General features: G+C 75.1%; 20 protein-coding genes. 10 read left to right on the top strand and 10 right to left on the bottom strand.

Annotated features, from left to right (window positions below; genetic code table 11):
• Nucleotides 1-65: 65 nt before the first annotated feature.
• Entirely contained in the window at nucleotides 66-740 is a 675-nt protein-coding gene (locus ABTY56_RS17920) for a L,D-transpeptidase family protein (protein ID WP_350629766.1), read from the bottom strand.
• Between the two features lie 384 nt (nucleotides 741-1124).
• Here ABTY56_RS17920 and ABTY56_RS17925 point away from each other — a divergent pair, with 384 nt between their 5' ends.
• The gene (locus ABTY56_RS17925) at nucleotides 1125-1631 is read left to right on the top strand and encodes a mycothiol transferase (RefSeq protein WP_350629767.1); all 507 of its coding nucleotides are present in this window, start codon (nucleotides 1125-1127) and stop codon (nucleotides 1629-1631) included.
• Between the two features lie 150 nt (nucleotides 1632-1781).
• On the opposite strand, the gene ABTY56_RS17930 is transcribed toward ABTY56_RS17925, so the two are convergent.
• Both ABTY56_RS17930 and ABTY56_RS17935 read right to left on the bottom strand, forming a co-directional pair.
• Nucleotides 1782-2123 carry a hypothetical protein gene (locus ABTY56_RS17930; protein ID WP_350629768.1) on the bottom strand — a complete coding sequence of 114 codons (342 nt, stop codon included), beginning with the start codon at nucleotides 2121-2123 and terminating at the stop codon, nucleotides 1782-1784.
• Nucleotides 2120-4888 (bottom strand): CHAT domain-containing protein, encoded by a 2769-nt coding sequence (locus ABTY56_RS17935; protein WP_350629769.1) that lies wholly within the window; start codon nucleotides 4886-4888, stop codon nucleotides 2120-2122. Before ABTY56_RS17935 ends, ABTY56_RS17930 begins: the two co-directional genes overlap by 4 nt.
• 329 nt (nucleotides 4889-5217) lie before the next feature.
• On the opposite strand from ABTY56_RS17935, the gene ABTY56_RS17940 reads away from it, so the two are divergent.
• The 3 genes from ABTY56_RS17940 (at nucleotide 5218) to ABTY56_RS17950 (ending at nucleotide 7058) form a co-directional block, all read left to right on the top strand.
• A complete protein-coding gene (locus tag ABTY56_RS17940) occupies nucleotides 5218-5478 on the top strand; it encodes a hypothetical protein (RefSeq protein WP_350629771.1) in 261 nt (86 codons plus the stop codon).
• A 12-nt stretch (nucleotides 5479-5490) separates the two neighbouring features.
• Nucleotides 5491-6327 (top strand): hypothetical protein, encoded by an 837-nt coding sequence (locus ABTY56_RS17945; RefSeq protein WP_350629773.1) that lies wholly within the window; start codon nucleotides 5491-5493, stop codon nucleotides 6325-6327.
• A gap of 176 nt (nucleotides 6328-6503) precedes the next feature.
• Complete coding sequence (locus tag ABTY56_RS17950) at nucleotides 6504-7058, top strand: hypothetical protein (RefSeq protein ID WP_350629774.1); 555 nt, start codon at nucleotides 6504-6506, stop codon at nucleotides 7056-7058.
• A gap of 50 nt (nucleotides 7059-7108) precedes the next feature.
• Here the strand turns inward: ABTY56_RS17950 and ABTY56_RS17955 are convergent, their stop codons facing one another.
• Nucleotides 7109-7954, bottom strand: coding sequence for a hypothetical protein (locus tag ABTY56_RS17955; protein ID WP_350629775.1), 846 nt, complete (start codon nucleotides 7952-7954; stop codon nucleotides 7109-7111).
• Between the two features lie 316 nt (nucleotides 7955-8270).
• On the opposite strand from ABTY56_RS17955, the gene ABTY56_RS17960 reads away from it, so the two are divergent.
• Complete coding sequence (locus ABTY56_RS17960; protein WP_350629776.1) at nucleotides 8271-9629, top strand: chloride channel protein; 1359 nt, start codon at nucleotides 8271-8273, stop codon at nucleotides 9627-9629.
• A gap of 177 nt (nucleotides 9630-9806) precedes the next feature.
• Entirely contained in the window at nucleotides 9807-11195 is a 1389-nt protein-coding gene (gad, locus tag ABTY56_RS17965) for a glutamate decarboxylase (protein WP_350629777.1), read from the top strand.
• A gap of 105 nt (nucleotides 11196-11300) precedes the next feature.
• Here gad and ABTY56_RS17970 read toward each other — a convergent pair whose 3' ends face one another.
• From ABTY56_RS17970 to ABTY56_RS17995, 6 genes are all read right to left on the bottom strand, one after another.
• Nucleotides 11301-12545: an MFS transporter gene (locus ABTY56_RS17970; RefSeq protein WP_350629778.1), complete on the bottom strand. Its 1245-nt coding sequence runs from the start codon at nucleotides 12543-12545 to the stop codon at nucleotides 11301-11303.
• Nucleotides 12542-15181 (bottom strand): SAV_2336 N-terminal domain-related protein, encoded by a 2640-nt coding sequence (locus ABTY56_RS17975; RefSeq protein WP_350629779.1) that lies wholly within the window; start codon nucleotides 15179-15181, stop codon nucleotides 12542-12544. Before ABTY56_RS17975 ends, ABTY56_RS17970 begins: the two co-directional genes overlap by 4 nt.
• Nucleotides 15178-16191, bottom strand: a complete 1014-nt coding sequence (locus ABTY56_RS17980) for an AAA family ATPase (protein ID WP_350629780.1) — start codon at nucleotides 16189-16191, stop codon at nucleotides 15178-15180. The genes ABTY56_RS17975 and ABTY56_RS17980 overlap by 4 nt, the downstream gene beginning before the upstream one ends.
• A gap of 143 nt (nucleotides 16192-16334) precedes the next feature.
• A complete protein-coding gene (locus tag ABTY56_RS17985) occupies nucleotides 16335-18473 on the bottom strand; it encodes a VMAP-C domain-containing protein (RefSeq protein ID WP_350629781.1) in 2139 nt (712 codons plus the stop codon).
• Between the two features lie 5 nt (nucleotides 18474-18478).
• Nucleotides 18479-18976: a CU044_2847 family protein gene (locus ABTY56_RS17990; protein ID WP_350629782.1), complete on the bottom strand. Its 498-nt coding sequence runs from the start codon at nucleotides 18974-18976 to the stop codon at nucleotides 18479-18481.
• Between the two features lie 213 nt (nucleotides 18977-19189).
• Nucleotides 19190-19747 carry a hypothetical protein gene (locus ABTY56_RS17995; RefSeq protein ID WP_350629783.1) on the bottom strand — a complete coding sequence of 186 codons (558 nt, stop codon included), beginning with the start codon at nucleotides 19745-19747 and terminating at the stop codon, nucleotides 19190-19192.
• Nucleotides 19748-20058: 311 nt separating this feature from the next.
• Here ABTY56_RS17995 and ABTY56_RS18000 point away from each other — a divergent pair, with 311 nt between their 5' ends.
• The 4 genes from ABTY56_RS18000 (at nucleotide 20059) to ABTY56_RS18015 (ending at nucleotide 24967) form a co-directional block, all read left to right on the top strand.
• Nucleotides 20059-21720 (top strand): immunity 49 family protein, encoded by a 1662-nt coding sequence (locus tag ABTY56_RS18000; RefSeq protein ID WP_350629784.1) that lies wholly within the window; start codon nucleotides 20059-20061, stop codon nucleotides 21718-21720.
• Nucleotides 21721-21998: 278 nt separating this feature from the next.
• Nucleotides 21999-22649 carry a two-component system response regulator CseB gene (cseB, locus tag ABTY56_RS18005; RefSeq protein WP_502893147.1) on the top strand — a complete coding sequence of 217 codons (651 nt, stop codon included), beginning with the start codon at nucleotides 21999-22001 and terminating at the stop codon, nucleotides 22647-22649.
• Between the two features lie 5 nt (nucleotides 22650-22654).
• Entirely contained in the window at nucleotides 22655-24016 is a 1362-nt protein-coding gene (locus ABTY56_RS18010; protein ID WP_350629786.1) for an ATP-binding protein, read from the top strand.
• A 177-nt stretch (nucleotides 24017-24193) separates the two neighbouring features.
• Complete coding sequence (locus ABTY56_RS18015) at nucleotides 24194-24967, top strand: ABC transporter ATP-binding protein (protein WP_350629787.1); 774 nt, start codon at nucleotides 24194-24196, stop codon at nucleotides 24965-24967.
• The last annotated feature ends 24 nt before the right edge of the window (nucleotides 24968-24991 follow it).

A 24991-nucleotide genomic window follows, 5' to 3' on the forward strand; every position in this document is an offset into this window, starting at 1 on the left:
CTCCACTGACAGGAGAGTCAGTGGAGCGCCCCTGGCCCGCGGCGCATGGACAAGCTCGGGGGTGTCTAGCCGATCGCGATGACGGGGTGGTCGGCCGGATCGATCCACTGCATCGTCCGGGCCATGAAGGCGGCGGGGACGGCGACGCAACCGGCGGTGGCGCCGGCCTGGGGGCCGAGGTCGTGCAGGAAGATCCCGGCGCCGCGGCCCTTCACCACGGGGGCGGTGTTGAAGTCGATGACCAGGACGTTGTCGTACTGGACGGGGTAGTCGACGAGGTGTTCGCTGCCGAGGGGGCCCTGTTCGGTGAGGTGGAAGCCGCCCTCCGTGTCGGTGCGCATGCGGTTGTAGTAGGCGGAGGAGGGATCCTGGACCCACCAGTCGTGCGTGGTGACGTGGTGGTAGGGCATCCTCGTGCCCGGGTCGGGGGAGATGCCGAAGGCCTGGGTGAGGGTGTACGTGCCGGCCGGTGTGGTCCCGGTCCCCTGGACGCGGGTCGGGCCGTCGTGCAGACCGCCGGACCCGATGCGCGCGTCGGTGGTGGAGTCGAGGGACCGCCACAGGCCGTCCTGGCGAGCCCACAGGGTCACGGTGGCGCGGGTGCCGTCCGCCTTGACCGTGATCACCTGGTCGGCCCGGCCGACCGCCACCGGAACGGGGAACGGGCCGTCGTCGGCCCACGCCCGCCGTGCGGGGCCCGCACCGGCCACGGTGACGGCGACACCGAGCGCGAGGGCCACGCTCACACAACGGCGTGCCGGTCGGCGGCGGTCGGCGGGGAGTGTCCGGGAGACGGCCATGGCGGGGCCCTTCTGGTGTGGACGGCACGGGCGAAGCGGCGGGACGACCCGCAGCGGGCGGAGCCGGGAGATCCACCGCATGCATCGGGTGGTGCGGTGGTCGGGGCCGCACCCACCCGGGGGCGGCCCCGACCACGCCAGGGCCATGATCGGCTCGCCGGGGCAGCCGCGCCAGCACCGACACCGCCGGGCCGGCAGCGCGCCCGCGGCGCCGGGCCCGGGTGGCCGGAGCCCCACGGGCGGGACACAATCGTCGGGGCGGCGCGCGACCCGCCACGCCGCCGGCGGGACGGCGTACTCGACCGGGAGGCGACAGTGGCCGGTGTGACCAGCACCGATCTTCTCGTGGACGCGTTCGACAGGATCCGCGACACGGTCGCCGAGGTGGTCGACGGCCTGACCCCCGAGCAACTGGCGTTCCGGGTGCAGGACCCGGCCAACTCGATCGCCTGGCTGGTCTGGCACCTCACCCGGGTGCAGGACGACCACCTCGCCGACGCGGCCGACCGCGAACAGGTGTGGACCGCCGACGGCTGGGCGGGCCGGTTCGAGCTGCCGTTCGCCACGTCGTCCACCGGCTACGGGCACCGACCCGCGCAGGTCGCCGAGGTCATCACCACCGCGGACCTCCTCCAGGGCTACCACGAGGCCGTCCACGCACGGACCGTCGACTACGTGCGCGGCCTCGACAACCGGTCCCTCGCCCGGATCGTCGACGAGTCGTGGCAGCCCCCGGTCACCCTCGGGGTGCGCCTGATCAGCGTGATCGCCGACGACCTCCAGCACGTCGGCCAGGCCGCCTACGTCCGCGGCCTGCTGGCCCGGCGCTGACAGCGCGCGCCCCAGGACGACGCAGGACGCTTACCGGCCGCGGCCCACGCCGTGGCGCGCCCGCGCCCGGGCCTGCGCGCAGCACCACCGCGATCGGCCGGCCCCGCCGGAGCGGAGCCGGGCACCGGTCCCTCCGATGGCCGGGAGCGCCTACTCCTCGTCGGGGCGCGGCGGGATCGGCACCTCGCCGCCCTCCCCGTCCTCGATGGCCACCCTGCGCAGGCCACGCAGGCGCGCCCCGAGCCGGCCGAGCCGGGTCGCGAGTTCACCGGTGCTCTTGATCGCCTCGTTGATGGTGTACGGCAGGGAGATGACGCCGATGACGAGGGTGAACACCTCGACCACGCCGAGGTTGGGCGGCTCGGTGCCCACCGACACCTCGGATGCTCCGGGTACCCGCGCGAGTTCCTCGCGCAGCAGGGGCTCGGCGGCCTTCGCGGACTCGGGGTCCTCGAAGGTCCAGCGGGTCCAGACTTCGGTGGTCGCGGTCATGCGGTCTGCTCCTTGGTCGGGATGCGGCGTGCGGGGAGCGCGTGCGGGCGGCCCCGCGTGCTGAGGAAGAACGGGCCCCACCGGTAGCTGGGGCGGTCGAGGACCCCGGGGTGCCGCGCACGGTAGGTGGCGACGGCCAGTTGCAGGGCCCGGTCCGGCGGGTGACCGGCGAGCAGTTCGCGGTGGAACTCGACGGTCACGGCCTGGGCGACGGGGAAAGCCACCGGCCACAGGCAGCCCAGGATGGCGGAGGCTCCTGCGGCGAAGCACCCCGCCTGCAGTCCGAAGACCTCGTCCCCCGCCAACGTCGCCGGGCGGCCGTCGACCTCCGCCCTCCCGGTCAGCGCACGCTGGCCGGAGGAACACGCGGTGAGTACCACGATCGCGCCGTCCAGGTGCCAGGACGCGAGGTCGAGGCCGTCGAGTTCCGAGGCCGCGAGCCACAGCCGTGCCTCCAGTGGCGAGTCGGCCGCGGCCGGCACGTTCTGCCCGTGGGTGACGATCTGGACCACCCCGAACCGTTCGGCGCCGGGGACGCCGAGCACGGCGTTGAAGGCCAGGCGGTCGGGCTCCGCGGTGAGTTCCTCGAACGCTCGGCCACGGGCGGTGTGCAACTCGGAGAGCGTCCGCAGGTGGTCCGCGAACTCGTCCAGGGCTCTCTGCGGCCGTCCCGCAGGCCCGCGGGCCCGGCGTGTGAGCGACACCAGCGTGTGCGGGCCGGGCGCCGGCACCGGGTCGCACAGGCCGGCCAGGTTCGGCAGGTAGCTCACCGCAACGGCGGCGCCCAACTCCACTGCGCCGTCCGGGCGCAGGAGGTGCAGCGGGAAGCCGTGCAGCACCCCGTGCGGGCTGATGAACAGCCTGCTCAGGCCGAGCAGCCGCTCGGGACGGTCCGGGAGCAGTAGCGGGACGGCCGCATCGAGTCGGTCGAGGACCGGGCGCGCCGCGCGGTCCGCCTTCCCCACTTCGGTGTCCTCGGCCAGCAGCAGCGCCACGTCGGCGTCCAGCCGGGCGCGGTCCTCGGGAGTGAGCACCCGGACCGCGACCTCCAGGCCCTCCGGGGCAAGCAGGCCGACGGCCAGGCGGCGCTCGTCCAGCCAGTAGTGGAAAAGGGCCGCCTCGCCGGGTTCGAGCCGCCGGCGCAGGTCGTCGCCGTGGGGGAGCGGCGGTGGTTCCACACGCAGGTGGGCCAGCTGTCGGTCCCAGCCCAGTCGCCGCAGCTGCCGCGCCGCGTCGAGCGCGGCCTCGTCGCCGTAAGCCTCGTCGACGAGACCGCCCAACTCGGCCAGCCCGGCCGCTGCTTCGGCGTCGAGCCCTCGGACGCCCCAGGACAGCCGCCGGCCCTTCGACGCCAGCACCAGCCGCAGGAAGCGGTCGAGGTCGCCGAGCTCCAGGGCCACGTCGGCCGCCAACCGGTACAGGCCGATCCACGGTTTGAGCTGGGCGTCCCGGACGTAGATCCCGCTGGCGAGGTAGCGGAACCCCTCCACCAGCTCCATGCCCCGGGCCGCCGTGTCCCGGGCACGGGCGCTGTGCTGTGCGGCTTCCGGGCCGGAGGCGGCGCGGCCGAGCGCGAGGTGGGCGCGGGCCGAGGTCAGCAGGATCGACGCCCGGACGTCGACCCGACGGGTACCGAGCAGGCCCGTCGCCCGCTCGCAGGCGTCGAGGGCCCGCCCGGGCTCGCCGAGCTCCAGCAGCAGGTCGGCCGCGACCCGCTCGGCGATGGCCGGCAGGTCGCCCGCGTCCGCCCGGTCCTGCCGGTCGAGCCCGGCCAGGGTGGCGGCCAGCTTCCGGCACCGCTGCAGTGCGCGCGCCGAATCCACCGGGGGCGCGGCCGCCCCGGCCCGCCGACCGTCCAGTACGGCGAGCTCCCGTGCGGCATCGGCCGTCACCGAGAACCGCGCCAAGGCCCTCCGGTGCTGCGCCTGTACCTGCATCGCCAGCGGCCCCAGCAGGCCGGTCAGGTTGTCCCAGGGCAGGTCGTCGGTCATCCGCTCGACGCCCCGGGCCGCGCTGTCGAAGGCCCTCACGGCCTCGCCGCTCGTTGGCCGCAGCATCAATTCCAGGTGGGTGATCTCGCAGCGCAGCAGCCGTACCGCCCGGACGGTGCCGAGTTGGCGTGCCAGTGTGCGCGGGAAGGCGTCGTGGGCCCGGTCGTGGTCGATCATCGCCTGCAGGAGCGGCGCCAACGAGGGATCCGCGTCGTCGACCGGGAGTCCGGCCCGGACGCGGTCGAGCAGCAGGCTGCACTCCAGCGGGTCGCCGCCCTTGAGGTAGAGCTCGGCGAGCTCGACGGCCGCGGCCGCCCACTCCACGTGCGCGATCGGAGCACCGTCGTACGCGACGGCCACCGCGAGCTCCTCCAGGGCGGTGTCGAGCCGGAGCGTTGCCGCGTCCAGGTCCCGGTCCAGCTCCAGCTGGAGCCGACGGGCGGTCCGCGAGCTGTCGAGGATCGCGCTGACCTCCCCGAGGACCCGCCACGCCGTCGTGGCCTCCCGGTAGCACTCCACCGCCTCCGCCGGCCGGCCCACCAGCTCGTTCAGCTCGCCGAGGGCCTGAGCCCGCGTCGCCTTGCCGTTGTCGATGGTGTCGGCGACGAAAGCGATGATCTCCGAGGTGTTCTCGGGCACCCCGTGCAATCCGCGGTCGATCAGGTCCTGATAGGCCGTCACGCGATCCGGACGGGCCTTCGGGGCCTCGGCCCGGGCCGCCTGCAGGGTCTTCGCGATCTCGGCGGACACCCGCTCGGCGTCCCGTCGCACCACGGCTTCCATCCCTGGCGGAACCACCCCGGCCGTCAGCGCGAGCCGATGGGCCGCGAGCACCCCCACCGCTCGCTGTAGCTCGCCGTTGCAGTCGACCAAGCGACGGAGTCCATCGGACATCTCTACTCCCGTGGCGAGGGTCGGAGCGCCACCTGCCGGCCGAACCTACGAGCGCCGGGAAGCCACGGTCAAGCGCCTGCACGAACCACCCCGATGCGCCTTGTCCCGCGCGGAGTTCCCGCAACGACACAACCCTGAACGAGACATGACGAAGCGTCAGCCAGTTCCTGCGGATCTCACCCCGGCAGAGGCAGCGTCCATCGGCGTCCGTGGAGGAGCCCGGCGGACGCCTGGTAGCCCTGGTGCTCCGGGGGCTGCGCGCGGTGTGCCCTCTCGTCAACGGCGAGAAGGCGGACTGGGCCACCGCGGTGCGGGAGTTGGATGCTCTCGGCGGCCCGCCGGGGCAGGACTGCCCGGTTCAGTCCGGGTTCGAGCTGCTCAAGCAGCTGGTCGAGGTTCACCGCCGAAGTCCCGACCAGGACCCCCGGATCACCGATGCGGGCATCGGGGCGGCGTGTCTGTCCTCGTAGCGGGAGCCGTGGATGTCCGAGCCGACCGGTGACCGGCCGTCGTGGCGAACCGTGGGCGACGTCGTGGGCAAGGTCGCGCCCGCACTGACGATCGTCGTCGCGCTGAGTCTCTACTTCGGTTGGGCCCGGGACTCGGCGATGACCGACTACCTCGGATTTCCCGAGAGCACGCGGTCCACGACGAACCTGACGTACGAACTCGGCAGCGTACCTGCGCTGTTCCTCCCCGCCCTGGCGGCGTTCGTCGCCCTGCTCGCCTGGCGGCTGGTGGATCCGGCGCTCACGCCGTGGCTGGAGCGGTCGACGCCGGCGGGACGGTGGTGCCGCAGGCTGCTGCTCTTCGCGTGGTTGATCCTTCCTCTCGCGGCCCTGCTGATCACCGGGCTCGCGGGCCGGTGGGTCCCCTGGCAGCTGATCGTGCCGGCGTCGCTGGCGGCCGGTGTGCTGCTGGCCGCCTACGCGTCCGCGGTCCCGACCCGTCAGACGGCCAGGTCATCGTCTCCGACGACCCTGCTGGTCGGCGGTCTCGTGCTGCTCCTCCTGTTCTGGGTCGTCTATGAGTACGCCCAGGTCAGGGGAGAGGCGGAGGCGGCGCGCTTCGTCGGACAGTTCGCCGCGAAGCCGGGCATCGTCCTCTTCAGCCAGGAGGATCTGCGGATCGACGCGCCCGGGGTGCGGATGACCGGGTTCACCGAGCCGGGCATCTATCGGTTCCGGTACCAGGGGCTGCACCTCTTCTCCGCTTCCGGCGGTCGGCTCTTCCTGCTGCCGCACGGCTGGACGGAGCGGAGGCGACACGTGATCGTCATCCCGGACACCACTCTGGTGCGCGTCGACTACCTGGGCTGACGCCGAACTCCTGCTCGGCGAGCAGCAGGGCGCGATCCGGCCGCGCCGGAGCGACCCGCATGGCGCCGGCCGGGTCGCCGGCGGCGTCGAGCGCCGCGCCCCTTGGGCCCGGGCCGCGTGGGAACGGTCGAGGGACCGGTACCGTGAGCGGCGGTCCGAGGACGGGGAGTGGGAGCATGTGGAGTGTGTGGGCGGTTGTCGGGGAGGACGACCGGGCACAGTGGACGCTGGATCCGCTCGCGGCCGTCGGCCCGCTGCGATTCGGGATGTCGTCCGAGGACGTGCAGGAGGCACTCGACGGCTTCCTGGAACCCTCTTCGAGTCGCACGAGCCACCACGGCAACGTGCTGAGCCACGAGTTCCATCCTGCGACCTCATCGCATTCCCCGGCGCTCACGGCCTACTACGACGCCGAACGCCTGGTCTGTGTCGCCGTCAACGCGCTGCGCGGTCCGCAGGTCACCTTGGACGGACTGCCGCTGGTCGGCCGGGTGCCGTCCGAGCTCGAAAGGGACTTCGTCGAGTACACGGCCACCCGCGGCCACGACCTGGGCTACGGCCAGTACGCGGATCCGGCCTCGGACACGCTCGGAGTGATCCTTCGTGCCCAGCGCGCCGGAGACGTCGTACTGAGCCGACCGGTGTTCGTCGGCCCGACCTGGGCGGAGCTCTGCGGCAACGTCTGGGAAGGCTCCGTTCCCGAGGCCGAGTGGCACGGTCCGCACTGGTAGCCGACGGTGCCGGCGGCGCGGTGTCGCCGGCGGAGGGCGCGTTGGGCGCGTCAGGGGCGTTCGTAGTACTGGAGGATACCGCCGAGGGAGAAGCAGAGGGCGCCGGTGAGGGTGCCCCAGTTGGCGATGTCGGAGTTGATCAGGCTGCCGGTGGCGGGGCGGGTGTAGGCGGCGAGTGCCGAGACCATGAAGAGCACGGAGCCGAGCTGGTTCACGGCGGTGATCCACCAGCCGAGGCTGCGGCGGCGGATGCAGGGCCGGCCGTGGCAGATCTCGGCGAAGGCGAGGTGGCCGGCGAGCAGGAACAGCAGGCAGCCGATGACGTCGGGTGTCCAGATCAGCCGGTTGACCTGTCGGACGCTCAGCCCTTGCAGGAAGGAGAAGACCAGGTTGACGCCGAACACGAGGGTGCCCGCGAACAGCACGAATGCGCTCAGCCAGTCGAGCCGCGTCGGCTCGTAACTCCACCAGCGCCACGGGCGGGTGACCAGTCGGCCCTCGCCACCCGGAACGTGGCGGGGGGCGTTGACGACCTGGAGGAAGGAGACGTAGCCGCCGGTGTTGAAGAAGAGCCCGCCGGCGAAGTAGATCGAGGCGCAGGTGGTCGCGTCGCCGGAACCGAACTGGGCGACGGCGGCGCCGGCGGCGAAGAGGGCCCCGCCGATGACGAAGGCGGTGGCGGCGATGACGTTGAGCCGGCGCAGCCGGGCGAGGGCGGTGTCGTCCGCGCTGGTGTGCCGGGGGGCGGCCGCGCCGGTCGGGTGGACGGCCAGGATGCCGCGGCGCCGCGCCAGCCGTGACTCCCACACGGCCGTGCCGCCGCCGGGCACATGCCAGGTGAGCCGGGTGGTGAACGGTCCCGCGCCTTCGGCGCGTTGCTCGGGCTGTCGTCCCACGAGCCGAGACTAGACCGCCCGACGGACCGTCCGCCGGGCGAAACGCCGTAGGCGGGACGGGACGGACGGGGTGGCGGGGCGGGGCGATGGGACAGGACGGACCGGGGTCACACCCGATGTGCAGTCCGAGCGTGCCGCAGCCGGACGGATCCGCTCGCGCCCGCGATGATCGGGGGACGGGTGTGCGGCGGCCACCGGGCCGTCGCTCCGCCCGGCCGCACCGCGTCGGCCGAGCCGCCCGATCCTCGCGCCGCCACCAGACCCAGGCCCGTACGACCCGGTCTTACCGGGCGGGCCGGACCCCGAGGGGATGCCCATGCCGTCCGGACCGCCCACCGAGGACGCGGCAGCGCCGCAGAACCCGTTCGAGATCGTCCGCACCCGCGGCTACGTGTCGGTGCTGGTGATCTCCGCACTGCTCGGTGTCCCGATCTCGGCCGGCGCGTTCGGCTTCCTCGCGTTGGTCTCCGAACTCCAGTCCCTGGTCTACACCGACCTGCCCAAGGGCCTCGGCTTCGCCGGCACCCCCCACTGGTGGCCGATCCCGCCGCTCGCGGTGGCGGGCGTGCTGGTCGCCCTGACGATCCGGTACCTGCCGGGCGGCGGCGGCCACCGGCCGGCCGAAGGCCTCAAGACCGGCGGCACGCCCTCGTTCGCCTCGGTGCCCGGCGTGCTGATCGCCGCCGTCGCCTCACTCGGCCTGGGGGTCGTCCTCGGCCCGGAGGCCCCGCTGATCGTGCTCGGCGGCGGGCTCGCGGTCGGTGTCATCCGCGTGCTGAAGCGGGACGCCCCGCCCAGCGCCGTCTCCGTGATCGGCGCGGCCGGCAGCTTCGCGGCCATCAGCGAACTGCTGGGCTCCCCCCTCATCGGCGCCTTCCTGCTGATGGAGGCGTCCGGGCTGGGCGGGCCGATGCTGGGCGTGGTGCTGGTGCCTGGCCTGCTCTCCGCGGGCGTCGGGTCGCTGATCTTCACCGGTCTGGGCAGTTGGACGGGCCTGGGCACGTACTCGCTGGCGCTGAACCAGGTGCCGGCCGCCGGCCGGCCGACCCTCGGTGAGTTCGGCTGGGCGATCGTCGCGGGGGTGGCCGCCGCGCTGCTCGGCGAGGCGATCCGGCGCTGCTCGCTCACCCTGCAGGGCCTGGTGGACCGCCGCCGACTGCCGCTCACCGTCCTGATGGGCGTCGCCGTCGGCGTGATCGCGCTCGTGTACGCGGAGATCACCGACCGGCCGGTCACCGGCGTCCTGTTCTCCGGGCAGGACGCGCTCGGGCCGCTGCTGGACGGCGCCGCCGGCTACACGGCCGGCACCCTCGTCGTCCTGCTGGTGTGCAAGTCGCTGGCCTACTGCGCCTCCATGAGTGCCTTCCGCGGCGGCCCGGTCTTCCCTGCCGTCTTCGCGGGCGCGGTCGGCGGCCTCGCCCTCACCCACCTGCCCGGCCTGGGCACCACCGCCGGATTCGCCGTCGGGATCGGCGCGATGACGGTGGCCATGCTGAAACTGCCCATGACGTCCGTCCTGCTGGCCACGCTGCTGCTCGGCGAGAGCGGCCTGACCGTGATGCCGCTGGTGATCGTCGCGGTGGTGGTCGCGTACGTCGGCACGCTCCGGCTCGCCCGGCTCCCCGCCGGGCCGTCGTCGGACGCGCAGCCGCAGCCGACCGCGCCCGCCGGCTGACCGCTGCCTGACCGCGATCGCCCCGCGAATCGGCCCGAGCCGAGATCGCGTGTGGTCGGCGCCGGGGCCGGTGCTGCCCCGGGGATGCGGCGGACGGCGTACGCCCGCAGGCCGAGGCCTCGGTTGTGCCCGTAGTGTCCGATTCGGAGGATCCGAGGACGATACGAGAGGTGACCGGTGGCTCTCCACAACGCACAGGAGCCGGCGTCCGATGCGGCCGTCGACATCTTCGCCTCACCATTGAGCGAACACCCCCTGCCCAAGCGGGCCATGCCGGACTTCCCGGCGCCGCCGCCGGTGGTCTTCCAGCTGCTGCGCAACGAGCTGCTGCTGGACGGCAACGCCGCGCAGAATCTCGCCACCTTCTGCACGACCTGGACGGACGACGAGGTCCGCCGGCTGATGGACCTCTGCCTGGACAAGAACATCGTCGACAAGGACGAGTACCCGCAGACCGCGGAGATCGAGTCGCGCTGCGTGAACATCCTCGCGGACCTCTGGCACGCCCCGGCCGGCTCCGGCGAGGCCAACGCGGTCGGCTGCTCGACCACCGGTTCCAGCGAGGCGGCGATGCTGTGCGGCCTCGCCCTGAAGTGGCGCTGGCGGGACCGCCGGAAGGCGGCGGGCCAGTCCACGGAGCGGCCGAACCTGGTGTGCGGCCCGGTCCAGGTGTGCTGGGAGAAGTTCGCCCGGTACTTCGACGTCGAGCTGCGCCAGGTGCCGGTGGAACCCGGGGCGACCGGGCTGCAACCGCACCAGCTGCGCGAGTACATCGACGAGAACACCATCGGCGTGGTCGCGATCCTCGGGGTGACGTACACCTGCACCTACGAGCCGGTGGCGGAGATCGCGGCCGAACTGGACCGGCTTCAGGTGGAGACCGGGCTCGACGTGCCGCTGCACGTGGACGCGGCGTCGGGCGGGTTCATCGCGCCGTTCCTCCACCGCGACCTGGTCTGGGACTTCCGCCTGCCGCGGGTCGCCTCGATCAACGCCTCCGGCCACAAGTACGGGATGGCCCCGCTGGGCGTGGGCTGGGCGCTGTGGCGGGACCAGGCCGCGCTGCCGGACGGGCTGGTCTTCCACGTCGACTACCTCGGCGGCGACATGCCGACCCTCGCCCTGAACTTCTCCCGCCCCGGCGGTCAGGTCGTCACCCAGTACTTCATGTTCCTGCGCCTGGGCCGCGAGGGGTACCGCCGGGTCTACCAGGTCTGCGCCGAAACCGCGCAGCACCTCGCCCGGCAGATCGCCGACATGGGCCCCTTCACCCTGCTCTACGACGGGGTCGGCGCCCTGCCCGCCGTCTCGTACACCCTCACCGACCCCGACTCGGTCTCCTGGAGCCTCTACGACCTCTCCGACCAGCTCCGCATGCGCGGCTGGCAGGTACCCTCCTACCCGCTGCCGCCGGACCGCCAGGAGACCGTCATCCAGCGCGTCCTGGTCCGCCACGGCGTCGACCGCGACGAGATCGAGCTGCTCGCCGACGACATGCGCCGGGCCATCAAGAGCCTCGACCAGGGCCACACCCACGACCAGGACCGCGTCGGCTTCCACCACTGACGGCAGCGCCGGGCGGGTCCCGGGCACACCCGTGCCGGGAACCCGCCCGACGTACCGGCTCCTTGCGGTCGAGTCGGCAGGCACCGGCGGGGGTGAGGACGCGCGTCAGTCCGGGGCGTGCCGGGCGAGGGCGAGGAAGCCGGCTGCGGCGGCCAGGCCCGTCAGGGCGCAGGCGCACCAGAGGGCGGCCGAGCCGAGCCGGTCGTACGTCCAGCCGCCCGCGGCGGCGGCCAGGACACCACCGGCCGACCAGGCGAAGGCGCTCGCCCCCTGGTAGCGGCCGGCGGCGCGGGCCTCGGCGAAGCGGGCGGTCAGAGCCAGGCTGACCGGGCCGCTGATCACCTCGCCGGCCGTCCAGACCACCACCGTCAGCGCGTACGCGGGCGCCGAACCGGCGAACGCGGTGAGGCCGAAGCCGGTGCCGCACAGCGCCGCGGCCAGGGCCAGCAGACGGAACGGGGAGCGGCCGTCGAGCAGGCGCCCGGCCGGGAGCTGGGTCAGGCAGACGACGACGCCGTTCAGGGCGATGACGGCGCCGCAGGCCGCCGGGCTCAGACCGTCGGCGGCCATCGCGACCGGCAGCATGGTGGTCATCTGCTGGAGCACGGCGGCGACCAGGGCGAAGAGCAGCACGCAGCACAGGAACGGCCGGTCGGCGAGCAGCGTACGGCTGCCACGCGCCGATGCGTCCCCGGGAAGGGGCCCGCGGTCGGTGTCGTCCATGGCGCCGTCCGTCGCGTCGGTGCCGGGCGGGGCCGGGACGCGCAGGAGCACCACCAGCGCGCAGAGCAGCGTCGCCGTGGCGTCGGCCAGGAAGAGCACCGGGTAGCCGGTCCGGGCGGCCAGGCCGGCGAGCAGCACCGAGATCGAGAAGCCCAGGTTCATCGCCCAGTAGTCGAGGGAGAAGGCCCGCACCCGGTCCTCGGGGCCGAGCAGTGCGCACACCAGGGCGGCGGTGGCCGGCCGGGCCGCGCCGGTGGTGCAGCCGAGGGCGAACGCCGCCCCGAACAGCGCCGTCGGACCGGTGCTCAGGCCGAGCACGGCCGTCGCCGCGGCGGTGCTCAGATGGGCGCCGACCAGGGCTCGGTGGCAGCCGAACCGGTCCGCCGCCGCGCCGCCGGCCAGCGCGCCGACCGTGCCGCCGACGGCGAAGGCGGCCGCGACCAGCCCGGCGAAGGCCGCCGAGCGGCCGCGCTCCACGGTCAGGTACAACGTCAGGAACGGGACGGCGAAGGTGCCCAGACGGTTCACCAGGGTGCCGGCCCACAGCCACCAGAACGCCGGAGGCAGCCCGCGGGTGCCGAGCGCCCCGGCCGACCCCGGGGCCCGCGCCGGGGCGTGGCCGCTCACCGCTCGCGTCCCTCGGCGGGGCCGGGCAGGGCGGCCAGCAGCTCCCGGGCCCGTACGGCCTCCGGGTGTCCGGGCCCAAGCACCGCCTCCACCTCGGGGGCCAGCTCGGCCAGCAGGGCGCGGGCCTGCTCCACGTCGCCCGTCGCCAGCGTCCAGTGGGCGTACTCGACCCGGCACGTCAGGAAGACCGCGTGTTCGGGGATCAGCACCGAGCTGACGTCCGTCAGCAGGCTGCGCATCAGCTCCAGTGCCCGGGACGGGTGGCCCGCCGCGCCGGTCCAGTGGGCGATGCGCGACCGTACCGCGAAGGGGTAGGAGTGCGCGGGGCCGAGCGCGGCGGTCACCCTCGGCAGGACCCGGAGCAGGGCTGCCGCGGCCTCGGCCGGGGCCCCGGCGGCGCCCTTCCAATGGGCGTGCTCGGCCTCGGTGATCGGGCGCAGCGGGTGGTCCTCCGGGGCGTGCCGCCGTACGTCGCGCAGCAGTTCCTCGGACAGTTCCAGGGCCAGCCCGGTCCGGCCCGCCTGGCCGTGCCAGGAGCCCACGTTGGCCCGGGTGTTGAGTACCGCGACGGCGTCCCCGCCGAGCAGCCGCCGTTGCCGGGCGAGGAGTTCGTCGTAGCACAGGACCGCGCGCTCCGGGTCGCCCAGTTCCCCGGTCCAGTAGGCGAACCGGCCGAAGGCGGCCACCGTGTCGGCGTGGTCCGGGCCGAGCCGGGGCTCCTGGTGGTCGAGCACCGAGCGGTAGCGGTCGACGGCCTCGGCCGGGTGGCCCGAGCGTCCGGCCCATTCGGCGGCGGTGGCCCCGGCCGCCAGGGTGCGGTCGTCCCCGGGGCCGAGCAGCCGTGCCGAGTCCACGTGCAGTTCCCGGGCCAGCCGGTGCGCGGTCTGCGGGGCGCCGGCCCGGCCGATCCACTCGGCCAGGTCCCGGCGGCCGGCCAGCACCCGCAGGCTGTCCGGGCCGTGGTGCCGGACCAGCTGGTCCAGCACCTCCTCGCCGCGCTCCACCGCGGCCCGCCAGTGCCCGGCCGCGACCAGCGCGGCCAGCTGCCGGTCCTGCCCGGCCAGCGGGTCGAAGGCGTCCGGGGTACCCGGGCCGGGGGCGGGCCGGGCCGCCGGGGCGGTGAAGTGGCGCAGCAGCGGCTCGGTGGAGAGGGCGAAGGCGCTCGCCCCCGGGGCCAGCGCGCTGCGCCCGGTGAGGTCGGCCCGCAGCGCGGGCGCCCGGCCGGAGCCCGGGGCCGAGGAGCGCAGCACGTCGCCGACCAGGTCGGTGGTGGCGAGGAGGTCGCCGACGGGCACCGTCTCCAGCAGCAGGTCGCGCAGCCCCGGGCGGAAGTCGTACACCGCGGGGCCCCGCCCGCCCGGGCCCGGCTGGCGCCGCAGCAGCCCGCCGAGGAGGACCTCGGCGAGCGGGGCCGGATCGACCCGGCCGTGCACCGCGCGCTGCACCAGGCGCATCAGCGCCAGGGTCAGCGGCCGCACCGCGGCCAGGTGGCCGGCCAGCCGGTACGCCTCCGGGGACGCTGCGCGGCGGAAGTGCGCCAGACGGCCGGTCAGATGGGCGGGCGCGCCGTCGGGCCCGGGGCCGTCCGGGAGGAGGGCGTCGGCGGCCCCGTGCGGGGCCAGGGCCACGGCGGGCAGGACCGTCGGCCGGCCGGCGGCCAGCAGGGCGGCCCAGCCGGCGAACGCTCCCGGCTGCAGGTCCAGCACGGGCACCGGTGTGCCCTGGACCGGGAGTTCGGGCAGCACCGGGTCGGTGGCGGTGAGCTCGGAGTTGGCCGCGCCGGGCCGGTGGCCGCGCAGCAGCAGCCGCTCCACCGTCAGCGCGCTGCCCGCCCACAGCCGCTGCGGCAACGGCTGGACGACGGCGGTCGGACAGCGCCGGGCCCAGTACGCGAGCAGCGGCGCGACCCGGCCCCGGTGCCAGCCCGAGCCGATCGCGTCGGAGAGCACCAGTACGGTGCCGCGCCCGTCGGCCGGGCACAGGGATGCCGGTGCGACCACCGGCGCACTGCCGCTGAACGGCCGGGCACGCAGGACCGGAGGCCCCTCGGCACGGCTGTCCAGCCCGTAGCACCGCACGGTGCGGAAGTGGCCGACGCTCTCCAGCACCTCCCGGACGCCCGCGGCGGTCTCCTGCCACAGCTCCATCGACAGGCCGTCGTCGACGACCAGTGCGGCGCTGAGCCAGCGCTCCCCGCCGGGGCGCAGGACCACGTCCAGCACCCCGGTCTCGGCGATCAGTTCGGCGGTGGCCGCCTCGTCCAGCCGCTGCCGGTGCGCCGAGGCGGTGGTGCGGCGCAGCGGGCGCAGGGCCCGGCTGATCGGCAGCGCGCCCGGCAGCGCGCGTCCGGCGGGCACCAGGACCGGCCGGGCCGCGGTGCCGGGCGAGGCCGTCCCGGTGTGGGCGTACAGCCCGGCGGGGGTGGGGGGTTCGGTCGCGTCAGGAAGCGTCGCACCGGCGGCGCCGCCCGGCTGGTCCCGGCCCTGGCCGGCGGGCCGTGCCGCGGCCGGGGCACCGGGCGCGCCGGCCAGGCCGTCGGGCGGGATGCGCCGGGCCAGCCAGAGGATCTCGGCCAGCTCGGTCGGGGTGAGGTGGGTGGCGGCGGGCTGCAGCACCGTCCGCAGTCGGTCGATCATCCGAGTCCGGGCTCCGGCTCCTCCAGAGGGCGCAGCACGGCGCCGAGCAGGCCCTCGCGGCCCAACTCCACGCCGCCGAGCCGCAGGTGGACGGCGTTGAGCAGCTGGTCGGTGGCCAGCGCGCCGCGGTCGTGGTCGCGCCGGTGGAGGAAGGCCTCGATCAGGTCCTCCCCGGCCCGCAGCCCGTCCTCGCCCAGGTGGGCCCGGACGATCTCGCGCAGCCGCGCCTCGTCCGGCTCGGGCAGGTCGAGGCGTACGCACCGGCGCAGGAACGCCGGCGGGAAGTCCCGCTCGCCGTTGCTGGTCAGGACGGTGACCGGGAACTCCTGGCAGCCGATCAGGCCGTGGTGCACCAGATGCCGCTCCCGGGTGCCGGTCAGCATCACCCGCACGTCCGGGTGGTCGTCGGGCAGCCGGCTCAGCTCGGGGATCTCGAACTCGCCCTCCTCGAAGACCACCAGCAGGTCGTTGGGCAGGTCCAGGTCGCCCTTGTCCAGCTCGTCGACCAGCAGCACCCGCGGCCGGCCGGGGCGCCCGGTGGCGAGCGCGGTGCCGAGCGGGCCGAGCCGCAGGTAGCTCCCGATGTCCGGCTCCGGGGCGGCCGGTTCGCGGGAGCGGCCGGTGTCGCGCAGCCGCCCGACGGCGTCATAGCGGTAGAGGCCGTCCTGCAGGGTGGTGCGGCTGTTCACCGGCCAGCGCAGCACCGGGCCGAGCCCGAGCTCGCGCGCCACCGAAGCCGCCAGCGAGGACTTGCCGGTGCCGGGACGCCCGGTGACCAGCAGCGGGCGGCGCAGGTGCAGCGCGGCGTTGACCACGTCGGCCTCCTGCGGGCCGATCCGGTACGCCGGGGCGGGCCGGGGGCCGGGCAGGGCGCCGAAACGGCGCCACGGCGGGGCGGCGGGCAGGGGCGTGTCGCGCACCACCGCGTCGTCGCCCCGGTAGATCCGCCAGTCGTCCCCGCCGTCGTGCGGCGCAGTGGTGGCCGGATCCGGTCCCGTTGCTTCGCTCATCGCTGCCCTCTCCTCGTCCGTGCCTCGTCCGTGCCTCGTCCGTGCCTCGTCCTCGCCCAGCCCGGGCCGGTCCGTCGGCGCCGCGGGGGCGCTCGCGCCCGTGGGGTCGCTCGTGCGCTGCGGGGTCGCTCGCGCCCGTGGGGTCAGTCCCGCGGGTCGCCCAGCCCGAGGGTCTCCGGATGCCCGTCAGGAGAATCCCAGACCAGCGCCAGATTGCGGTGCAGGCCGTCCGCGGATTCCGTCAGGCGCGCCTCGTACACCAGCCGCGGGAGCTGGTGCGGCGCCGCGCCCAGCACCAGGTCCCGCACCCGGCCCGGCGGGGTGCCGTGCTCGGCCGGGCGCAGCCACAGCACCCCGGGCACCCCCACGGCCAGCGCGATCGCCCGCAACCGCGGCACCTCCTCGGCCGGGCAGCACAGCGCCACACCGCAGACCGGCACCGGCGCACCCCGCTGCTGCACCACCGGGTCGTGCCGCTCCACGAGCGACAACCGCCCCGAACGCAAGACCTGCCACCGGTACCGGTGTTCGGGCCGGAACGCGGCCCGGCGTAACTCAGGACTGCGCATCACGCACAGGAAGTCCTGCCCCAGCACGCCCGGAAACAGCTCGTCCGGCCGGTACACCCACTGGTCGACCGCCAGATCGAGCTCCTCCCCGGTGACGAACCACTCCACCACCGGCACCGCGCCGGGCTCCACCTGCCCGGTCACCTCCTCCAACAGCCCCCCGAGCTCGGCCAGCAGCCGCGAGCGCGGCACCGGGACGTCCCGCACCGAGCGGTGCAGCGGGCGCCCCCGGGCGTCCGCGGCGTGCAGGGCGTAGCTGAAGCACTCCGTACCGGTCGCCCGCCACAGCTGCACCTGTACCACCGGGGCCGAGGCACCGTGCTGCGGCCCCCGCTCCCGCGCGCGCTCCGCCGACTCCCGCGCCTGGGCCCGGTGTTCGAGCAGGATCTCGGCCAGCCCGAGCCGCTGCGCCACCGCCTCGCTCCACGCGCCCAGCCCCCGCGCGGCGCCGGCACCGGCCGCCGCCGCCGCGAACTCCACCGTGCGCAGCAGCTGCGGGAACCTTCCGTACCGCGGTCGGTAGCGCTCCAACTCGGCCACCGCCTCCGGCCAGTGGGCCCGGTCCAGGTCCGGCCCCAGCGGCAGCGCCTCGGCCGCGCAGCGCCGCGGGTCGGGGACGGTGCCGTCCGCGAGCAGGGCGAGCAGCTCGCGGTGCTCGCCGGCGGTGAGGAACTGCTCGGGGCAGGCGCGCAACGCGGTGGTGGCGACCCAGCTCCGCTGCTCCTGCGTACGGGCGGCGCCCGCCAGCAGTGCCAGCAGCGTCGGCGCGCCGTGCGGAAGGGCGGCGGCCAACCGGACCAATCGCTCCGCGCTCGCGGGGGAGCCGTCGTCGAGACCGGCGTCGGCGATGGCGTGGTCGTGGTCGGCGTCGACGCCGCCTGGTTCAACAGCCGACTCCCGTCCCAAATCCGGTCCCGACTCCGGTTCCAGCTCCGCCAGGAAGCGCCCGGCCAGATCGGCCAGCGCCTCCGGAGTGGTGAGCACGGCCCGCAAGGGGCCGAGCAGTTGACGGGCCACCGGGCCGACCGGGCCGTGAGCACCGTCCTCGTCGCCCAGCGGGCCGGGAAGCTCCTCGCCCGCCTCCCGGAACAGCTCGCGCAGGCCGGCGGCGGGCACCGCGAAGGCCCGCAGCCCGCTGCGACTCACCACCAGCCCCACCACCCGCCGCTGCGCCCGGTCCCACAGCGGCGAGCCGCTGTAGCCGCCGACGACGGGCTGGGCGGAGCCGGTGGAGTCGAGCACGATCCAGCGCTCGGTGACGCCCTGCACCATGACGGCCGCGATACTGCTCGGCGCCCCGCTGCCGAACCAGGCGTAGGCGGGGCGGCCGGCGTGGCAGCGCCCCGTCCCCACCGGCAGCGCGGCGGGCCCGGGGTCGTCCAGCAGCTGTAACAGCGCCAGGTCCCCGGACCACTCGACGTCGCCCTCCGCCGCGGGCGACCCGTCGGCCCGGCGGGCGGGCAGCCAGGCCGCCAGGGCGGCCCGAAGCCGGCGGCGGCCCGTCGCGGGGAAGGAGACCGCGAGGCCATCCAGCGCCTGGGGGCGCTCCTGGGCGAAGTCCGGCCGGTCCAACACCTGGTTGACCACGTGCGCACAGGTCAGGACCGTACCCGGGGCCAGCAGCACGCCGCCGCCGAAGGCCGGCGGTTCCCCCTCACGGTGCAGGGCGGCGTGCGCGAACTTGACGGGACGGTCGGGATCGTCCGGCCCCATCCCGCCTACCCGCACGGCGGGTCGGCGGGCCCGGGGACGGTGGCCGGGGAAGCCGGCTCCTGGGTGGCGGGAGCCTCCTGGGCGGTCCGCTCGGCGGCGGGCGCAGCGGCAGGGACGGCCGGGGTGGTCGCGGACCGGGGCGTCCAGGTGGCCCGGACGGTGATGGTGGCCTCGCCGCCGGCCCCGGCGATGCCCAACTTGAGGTCGTGGGTGAGCTTCACACCGAGCTCCACCTCGACCTCGTCGGGCGGCCGGACCGCGCCGCGAACGGCGGAGTGCACCGAGTCCAGCACCCCGCCCAGCGGACTCAGCACGTCGGCGAGGGTGCGGCCGGCGGCCTCCGCAGCCCGCCGGGCCCGCCCGACCGGGACGACCGGGGCGCTGCCGGGCGGAAGGTCGGCCGCACCCGGCGGCAGCTCCACGGGGTACGCGGCCGGGGCGGGGGAGAGCTCCACCACCACGCCGGTGCCGTCAGCGAGCTTCAACTCAACTGTCTCACCCATGGGTTGATGATGGCACAGTAGGGCCGTCAGGGAGCCCGGTATCACCCGAGCCGGTCCACGCGGGCCACGGCGGCGGCCCGGAGCACCACTCGCGAACCCGCATGGGCGCAGCTGGAGTCCCGTGCGGCGACCGCACCCGGTACCCGTGGCCACCGGAAGGGGAGCGCGGCGCCCGACCGACGCGCCGCGCTCCGGGCGAGACGGCGTCGGATGCTAGCGGCGCAGGAAGGTCCCGCCGTCGATGACCCAGAAGCCGGCCGGAACCGCGCCGCACGTGACGACTTCGGAGTGCATCGCGGGGTCCGTCCTGGCCCAGCCGACCCGGCGCTGGTGCTGCTCGTCGGTCGGGTAGAAGGTGAGGCCGGCCTCGGGGTGCTCGCCCTCGTGGAAGAGGTACGGCTCGCCCCCGAGCGGGGTGATCACGGTCCGTGAGACGGGCCCCGTCACGGTGACGGCGCCGTTCCCGTCGACGGTCAGGCAGTCGACGTCGAACTCGGCCCGGACGGTGCCGCTCGTCTCGAACACGTGCTGCACCACGACGTGCCCCCGGGCGTTGCCGTCGACCGTACGGGCGCTGACCCACGCGGTGAGCCGCTCGCCCGGGTTGGGGCCCGGGCCGTGCTCGTTGAGCAGGGTCCAGCCGTCCAGCGCGAGGTGCCGGGACGGTACGGGGGCGGCCGGCGCGGTCGCCGCCGAGGCGGTGCCGGCCGTTCCGGCCGCGAGGGCCACGGCCGCAGTGGTGAGCGCGATGGCGGAGGTGAGCTTTCGCATGGTCAGTCCTCGCTGGGGAGAAGGGAGTCGGGCTGTTCCCGACGACCTCCAACCTCCCAGTCCACCCCCGGTCGTGGCCTCCGCCGCAGGGAGGGAACCGGCTCCCCCCGCGGGGGAACCGCGCCTCCTCCGCTCGACCGACCGAGGGGTGTGTCACCGCGCGGTGGGGCGGATCGCGTCCGAGGCGTCGCCGCGCCCGGAACGGCGGCGCGGTCGCCGTACGGGCAGTGTGCTGTGCGCCCCCGGCGGACCACGATGTCCGACCCACTGCCTAGGCTGGGGCCAAGTCAAGTGATCAAGGGGGCAGGACTGTGCGGATCGAACGTCACCAGGTGGACGCGGCGCGGGTGGCGGAGGCCCGCGAGGACTTCGTGAACCGAATCGGGAGGCGGGTCCACTCCTACTCCCGCGCGGGCCTGATGACGACCACCGAGTGGCAGCTGATCGCGGACTCCTTCCTCGACTACCTCGGTGCCCTCTCCACCACCCGGCCCGACCTGGACTCCGCCGAGGCCAAGGCGGTCGTCAAGGACGCCACCGAGGCCGCCGTAGGCGCCGTCTCCTTCGGCGCCTACTACCCGCACGACAGCTTCCACGTCTTCCTCGACTACCCGAACTTCGGGATGAGCTACGACCCCGAGTACGGGCAGGACCGCGACCCCCACCACCTGGTCACCGCCGGGGAGTGGCTCGACGCCTTCTGCCTCGCGATCGTCTCCGACAAGGTCTCCCCCCACGGCGAGGCCTTCTGCTGGGCCCGGCAGCTGATGCCCGACGAGCCGGTCACCCCCACCCTCGAACTCGTCGACGGCTTCTCGGCCCACTTCTTCGAGGAGGTCGACTTCCCCTCCGCCGCCATCGAGCGCCAGCCCGGCCTGCGCGCCCTGCGGGCCCTCACCGACGGGGACCGCGAGGCCTTCGACGCCGCGCTGCTCGCGCTCCTCCAGGACGGCCCGCACGGCACCGGGCCCGCCGGCCTCCTGCCGCTCGTCCCGATCGCCCTCGCCGCCCTCGCGTACCGCACCCACGGCTGGACCCCGGCGGTCGACACCGACTACCTCCCGCACGCCCTCGTCACCGGCTTCGAGACGCCCGGCCCGCGCGTCCACGGCCTCGGCCGCGACCCGCGCCCCGACGCCGTGGCCCGGCTCGCCGCAGGCCCCGTCGACATCGACCGGCCGAGCCCGGCCCGGCCCCTCAGCCCGGACAGCGAGGCCCTGTTCGTGCGGCGCACGCTGGAGGCCATCACGCCGAAGGAGGGCGAGCCGCTGGACGCGTGGGAGCTCACCGGCGCCCTGCGCTACCAGACCTACCTCCTCGCGGCGCGCGCCTCGGAGTCCTCCGACGCCACCGATGCCCAGCTCGCCGACCTGCGGCTCGGCTCCCGGCTGGGGGCCGCCGTGTTCCGGGCCGCCCTCGCCGAGCCGGGCACCGAGGCCGAGGTGACGATCGACGGCCGGACGCTCCGCTTCCCCGCCTGCCGGGACCGGGACTTCGGCCCGGTCTTCTGGGAGACGGCCCTCTCCTACGCCCTGATCACCGGCAGCTCCGAGGACCTCGACCCGCTCGTCCTGGCCGGCCCCACGATCGCCGCCGAGGACCGCTCACCGTTCGCCTCGTACCGCACCGCCCTGCACGACCACCTCCGCGGCGCCGACCCGCTCCCGGCCACCGAGCGGGCCCTGAAGGAGGTGGAGCGCAGCCGGGACCAGGGCTTCCTCCCGCCCCCGGTCGTCCTCTTCTCCCAGCTCGTCCGGGGCGACGAGACCAGCTTCAACCTCGCCCTGCTGGACGCCCTGGAAGCCCACCGCGACCACCACTCTGTCGCCGACCGCGCCACCGACCCCGGCGCCGCGCTCAACCTCGGCATCCTCGCCCTCGCCTGCCACGCCCGCCGCAGCCGCGGCTGGTCCGTCCACGTCCGGTCGCCCTACCTCCCGCCGCGCCTGCTCGCGGCGGCCGGGCCCGCCTGACGGCCGCGAGACCGGGCCCGCCTGACGGCCGCGCGACCGGGATCACCGGACGCACCACGGACACAAAGCCCCGTGCCTCTCGCGGGGCTTTGTATCCGTGGCGTATCAGGGAGCGCTTGATCGGGCATCAGTGCCGGTGAGACGACGGGGGTGTCCGATGTCTCCTGTATCGTCCCTTCACGTTCTGCCCCCGCCCCGGCGACCGTCCGAAGAGGAGCCATCCGCCCGTGTCCGACGTCCGTCCGATCCGCGTGCTGCTGGTGGAGGACGACGAGCTGATGCGGCGGGCGTTCACCGTCGCGCTCGAACGCTACGGGTACGAGATGACGGCCGCGGCCGACGGGCTCACGGGGCTCGAGCTGTTCCGCGACGGCGGCTTCGACCTGCTGGTCCTGGACGTGATGCTGCCCGGGCTCGACGGGATCGGGCTGTGCCGCAGGGTGCGGGAGACCAGCCTGGTGCCCGTGCTGATGATGTCCGCGCGCGGTGACGGACTCGACGTCGTCGCCGGGCTGGAGGCCGGGGCGGACGACTACGTGGTCAAGCCCGTCGACACCTTCGTGCTCGTCGCACGCATCCGCTCGCTGCTGCGCCGGGCGACGTACCCGCCGCTTCCGTGCCCGGAACCGGCCACGCACGCCGCGGAGGTCCTGGCCTTCGGGGACCTCGTCATCGACACCGCCGGCATGGAGGTGTCCGTCGCCGGCGAGCCCGTGGCGCTGACCCCGACGGAGCTGAAGGTGCTCCTCGAATTCGCCGCCCGCCCGGGCGTCGTACTGGAACGGCACACCCTGCTGCGCGACGTCTGGGACTACGGCTGGGACGGCGACAGCCGGGTCGTCGACCTGTGCGTGCAGCGGCTGCGCCGGAAGCTGGGCCGGGACCGGATCGAGACGGTCCGCGGCTTCGGCTACAAGCTCAGGCGCTGAGCCCGGTGCGACCGCTTCGCCGGGCGCGTACGGGCCGTACGTCCCTCCGGTGGAAGATCGCCGCGCTGGCCGCCCTCACCGCCTGCGTGGTCGCGGCGGCGGTCGGCGTGCTGGTGCACGTGTGGACCGCGCAGGACATCCGCAGCCGCGCCGACGCCCAGGCCTTCAACACGGTCTACTCGGCCATGGACGTCTACCGCCGCACCGGCACGCTCGCGGACGGCGCCGCGCTCGACCCGCCCGACCTGCCCGCCGCACTGCGCGCCCCGCGCGACGACGACCGGCACACGGCCTACGACGGGAGCGTCGACGGGAACCTCGGGCCGAGCGTCTGGGGCGCCCAGCGCACCACGGGGCCGGGCAGCCCGGTACTCGCCGTCCGGATCAACATGAGCCCCGAGCTCCACACCCTCGACCGCCTCGACGTGACCGTGACGGTGGCCTCGCTGGCCGCGCTCGGGGCAGCCGTGCCCCTCGCGGTGTACGGGGCCGGGCTGCTCGGGCGGCGGCTCCGGCGCGTTTCGGAGACCGCGGGCCGGATCTCCGCCGGGGACCTCGACGCCCGCACCGGGCCGACCGGGGGCCGCGACGAGGTGGCCGACATCGCCGCCGCCGTCGACCTCATGGCCGACAGTCTCGGCCGACGCCTGGGCACCGAACGGCGGTTCACCGCGGACGTGGCCCACGAGCTGCGCACCCCCGTCGGCGGCCTGATCGCCGCCGTCGACCTGCTGCCGCCAGGCGAGACGGAGGACCTGCTGCGCGACCGGGTACGGGACCTGCGCGGCCTGGTCGAGGACCTGCTGGAGATCTCCCGCCTCGACGCCGGCGCCGAACAGCCGGTCCGCGCCCGGGTGCCGCTCGGCGCCGTCGTCGCGGAGGCGGTCGCGCGCACGGGCTTCGACGCCGAGGTCACCGTGGACGGGGAGGGCACGGCCGACGGCTACGGCGCGCTCGACGGGGACGGCAGGGTCGATCGGGACGGCACGGTCTGCGGGGACGGCAGGGTCGATCGGGACGACACGGTCGACGGAGAGGGCACCGGGTTCGTGGAGACCGACCCGCGCCGACTGGAACGCATCGTCGGCAACCTCGTCGTCAACGCCCACCGCCACGGCGCCGGCCCGGTCACGATCACCGTCGCCGGACGGACGGTCGTCGTACGCGACCACGGCCCCGGCTTCCCGGCGGACCTGCTGCTCCACGGCCCGCGCCGCTTCCACACGGGTACCCGGGAGCGCGGCTCGGGCCACGGCCTCGGCCTGACCATCGCGTTCGGCCAGGCCCGGCTCCTCGGCGCCGGACTGCGCCTGGACAACGCCCCGGACGGCGGCGCCGTCGCCACCCTGTCCCTGCCGCCGGACTGACGGCGGGCAGCCACCCGACCGACGGCGGTCTGCCGATGGTCCGACGGCGGTCGCGACTCCGCCGCTGCCGAACCGATACGCACCGGAGCGGCAGCCGATACACGACCGCCGGGGGCCCCGATACGTTCCCCGGACACCCTTCGACGTGCAGGTCCCCGCACCGAGGAGGAAGCCCCCGTGACCGTCGACCCCCTTGCCCCGAGCCCCGCCCCCGGGATCGCGGCCGCCACCACCGACCTGACGAAGGTCCACGGCGCCGCCGACACCCGCGTCACCGCCCTGGACGGGGTGAGCATCGGCTTCCGGGAGGCCGAGTTCACCGCGATCATGGGCCCGTCCGGCTGCGGCAAGTCCACCCTGCTGCACTGCGCCGCCGGTCTCGACACTCCCACCTCCGGCTCGGTGCGCATCGGAACCACCGAGCTCGGCACGCTAGACGACCGGCAGCTCACCCGGCTGCGCCGGGACCGGATCGGCTTCGTCTTCCAGGCGTTCAACCTCCTGCCGACCCTCACCGCGCTGGAGAACATCACCCTGCCGCTCGCCCTCGCCGGGCGCGGCCCCGACCAGCGCTGGCTGGACCGCGTGGTCGCCATGGTCGGTCTCGCCGAGCGGCTGAGCCACCGGCCCGCGCAGCTGTCCGGCGGGCAGCAGCAGCGCGTCGCCGTCGCCCGGGCCCTGGCCGGGCGGCCCGCGGTCGTCTTCGCCGACGAGCCCACCGGGAACCTCGACTCCCGCACGGGGACGGAGGTCCTCGGCTTCCTGCGCGACTCCGTCCGCGAACTGGGCCAGACCGTGGTCATGGTCACCCACGACCCCGTCGCCGCCGCGTTCGCCGACCGGGCGGTCTTCCTCTCCGACGGCCGCCTGGTCGACGAGCTGCTGCGCCCCACCCCCGACCGGGTGCTGGCCGTCATGCAGAGCTCCGACGCCCGCGCCGCCGCCCGCTGACCCCGCCGACTCCCCAGGAAGACG

This window comes from Kitasatospora sp. NPDC097691 (assembly GCF_040302665.1).
In the GTDB taxonomy this organism is placed as follows: domain Bacteria; phylum Actinomycetota; class Actinomycetes; order Streptomycetales; family Streptomycetaceae; genus Kitasatospora.

What these genes read in the sequence shown, in the direction of transcription:
- ABTY56_RS17930 (WP_350629768.1), bottom strand. Translation starts at nt 2,123, where the DNA reads ATGACCGCGACCACCGAAGTCTGGACCCGCTGGACCTTCGAGGACCCC.
- ABTY56_RS17945 (WP_350629773.1), top strand. Translation starts at nt 5,491, where the DNA reads ATGTCCGAGCCGACCGGTGACCGGCCGTCGTGGCGAACCGTGGGCGAC.
- ABTY56_RS17950 (WP_350629774.1), top strand. Translation starts at nt 6,504, where the DNA reads ATGTGGAGTGTGTGGGCGGTTGTCGGGGAGGACGACCGGGCACAGTGG.
- ABTY56_RS17960 (WP_350629776.1), top strand. Translation starts at nt 8,271, where the DNA reads ATGCCGTCCGGACCGCCCACCGAGGACGCGGCAGCGCCGCAGAACCCG.
- ABTY56_RS17975 (WP_350629779.1), bottom strand. Translation starts at nt 15,181, where the DNA reads ATGATCGACCGACTGCGGACGGTGCTGCAGCCCGCCGCCACCCACCTC.
- ABTY56_RS17980 (WP_350629780.1), bottom strand. Translation starts at nt 16,191, where the DNA reads ATGAGCGAAGCAACGGGACCGGATCCGGCCACCACTGCGCCGCACGAC.
- ABTY56_RS17985 (WP_350629781.1), bottom strand. Translation starts at nt 18,473, where the DNA reads ATGGGGCCGGACGATCCCGACCGTCCCGTCAAGTTCGCGCACGCCGCC.
- ABTY56_RS17990 (WP_350629782.1), bottom strand. Translation starts at nt 18,976, where the DNA reads ATGGGTGAGACAGTTGAGTTGAAGCTCGCTGACGGCACCGGCGTGGTG.
- ABTY56_RS17995 (WP_350629783.1), bottom strand. Translation starts at nt 19,747, where the DNA reads ATGCGAAAGCTCACCTCCGCCATCGCGCTCACCACTGCGGCCGTGGCC.
- cseB (WP_502893147.1), top strand. Translation starts at nt 21,999, where the DNA reads ATGCGGCGGGCGTTCACCGTCGCGCTCGAACGCTACGGGTACGAGATG.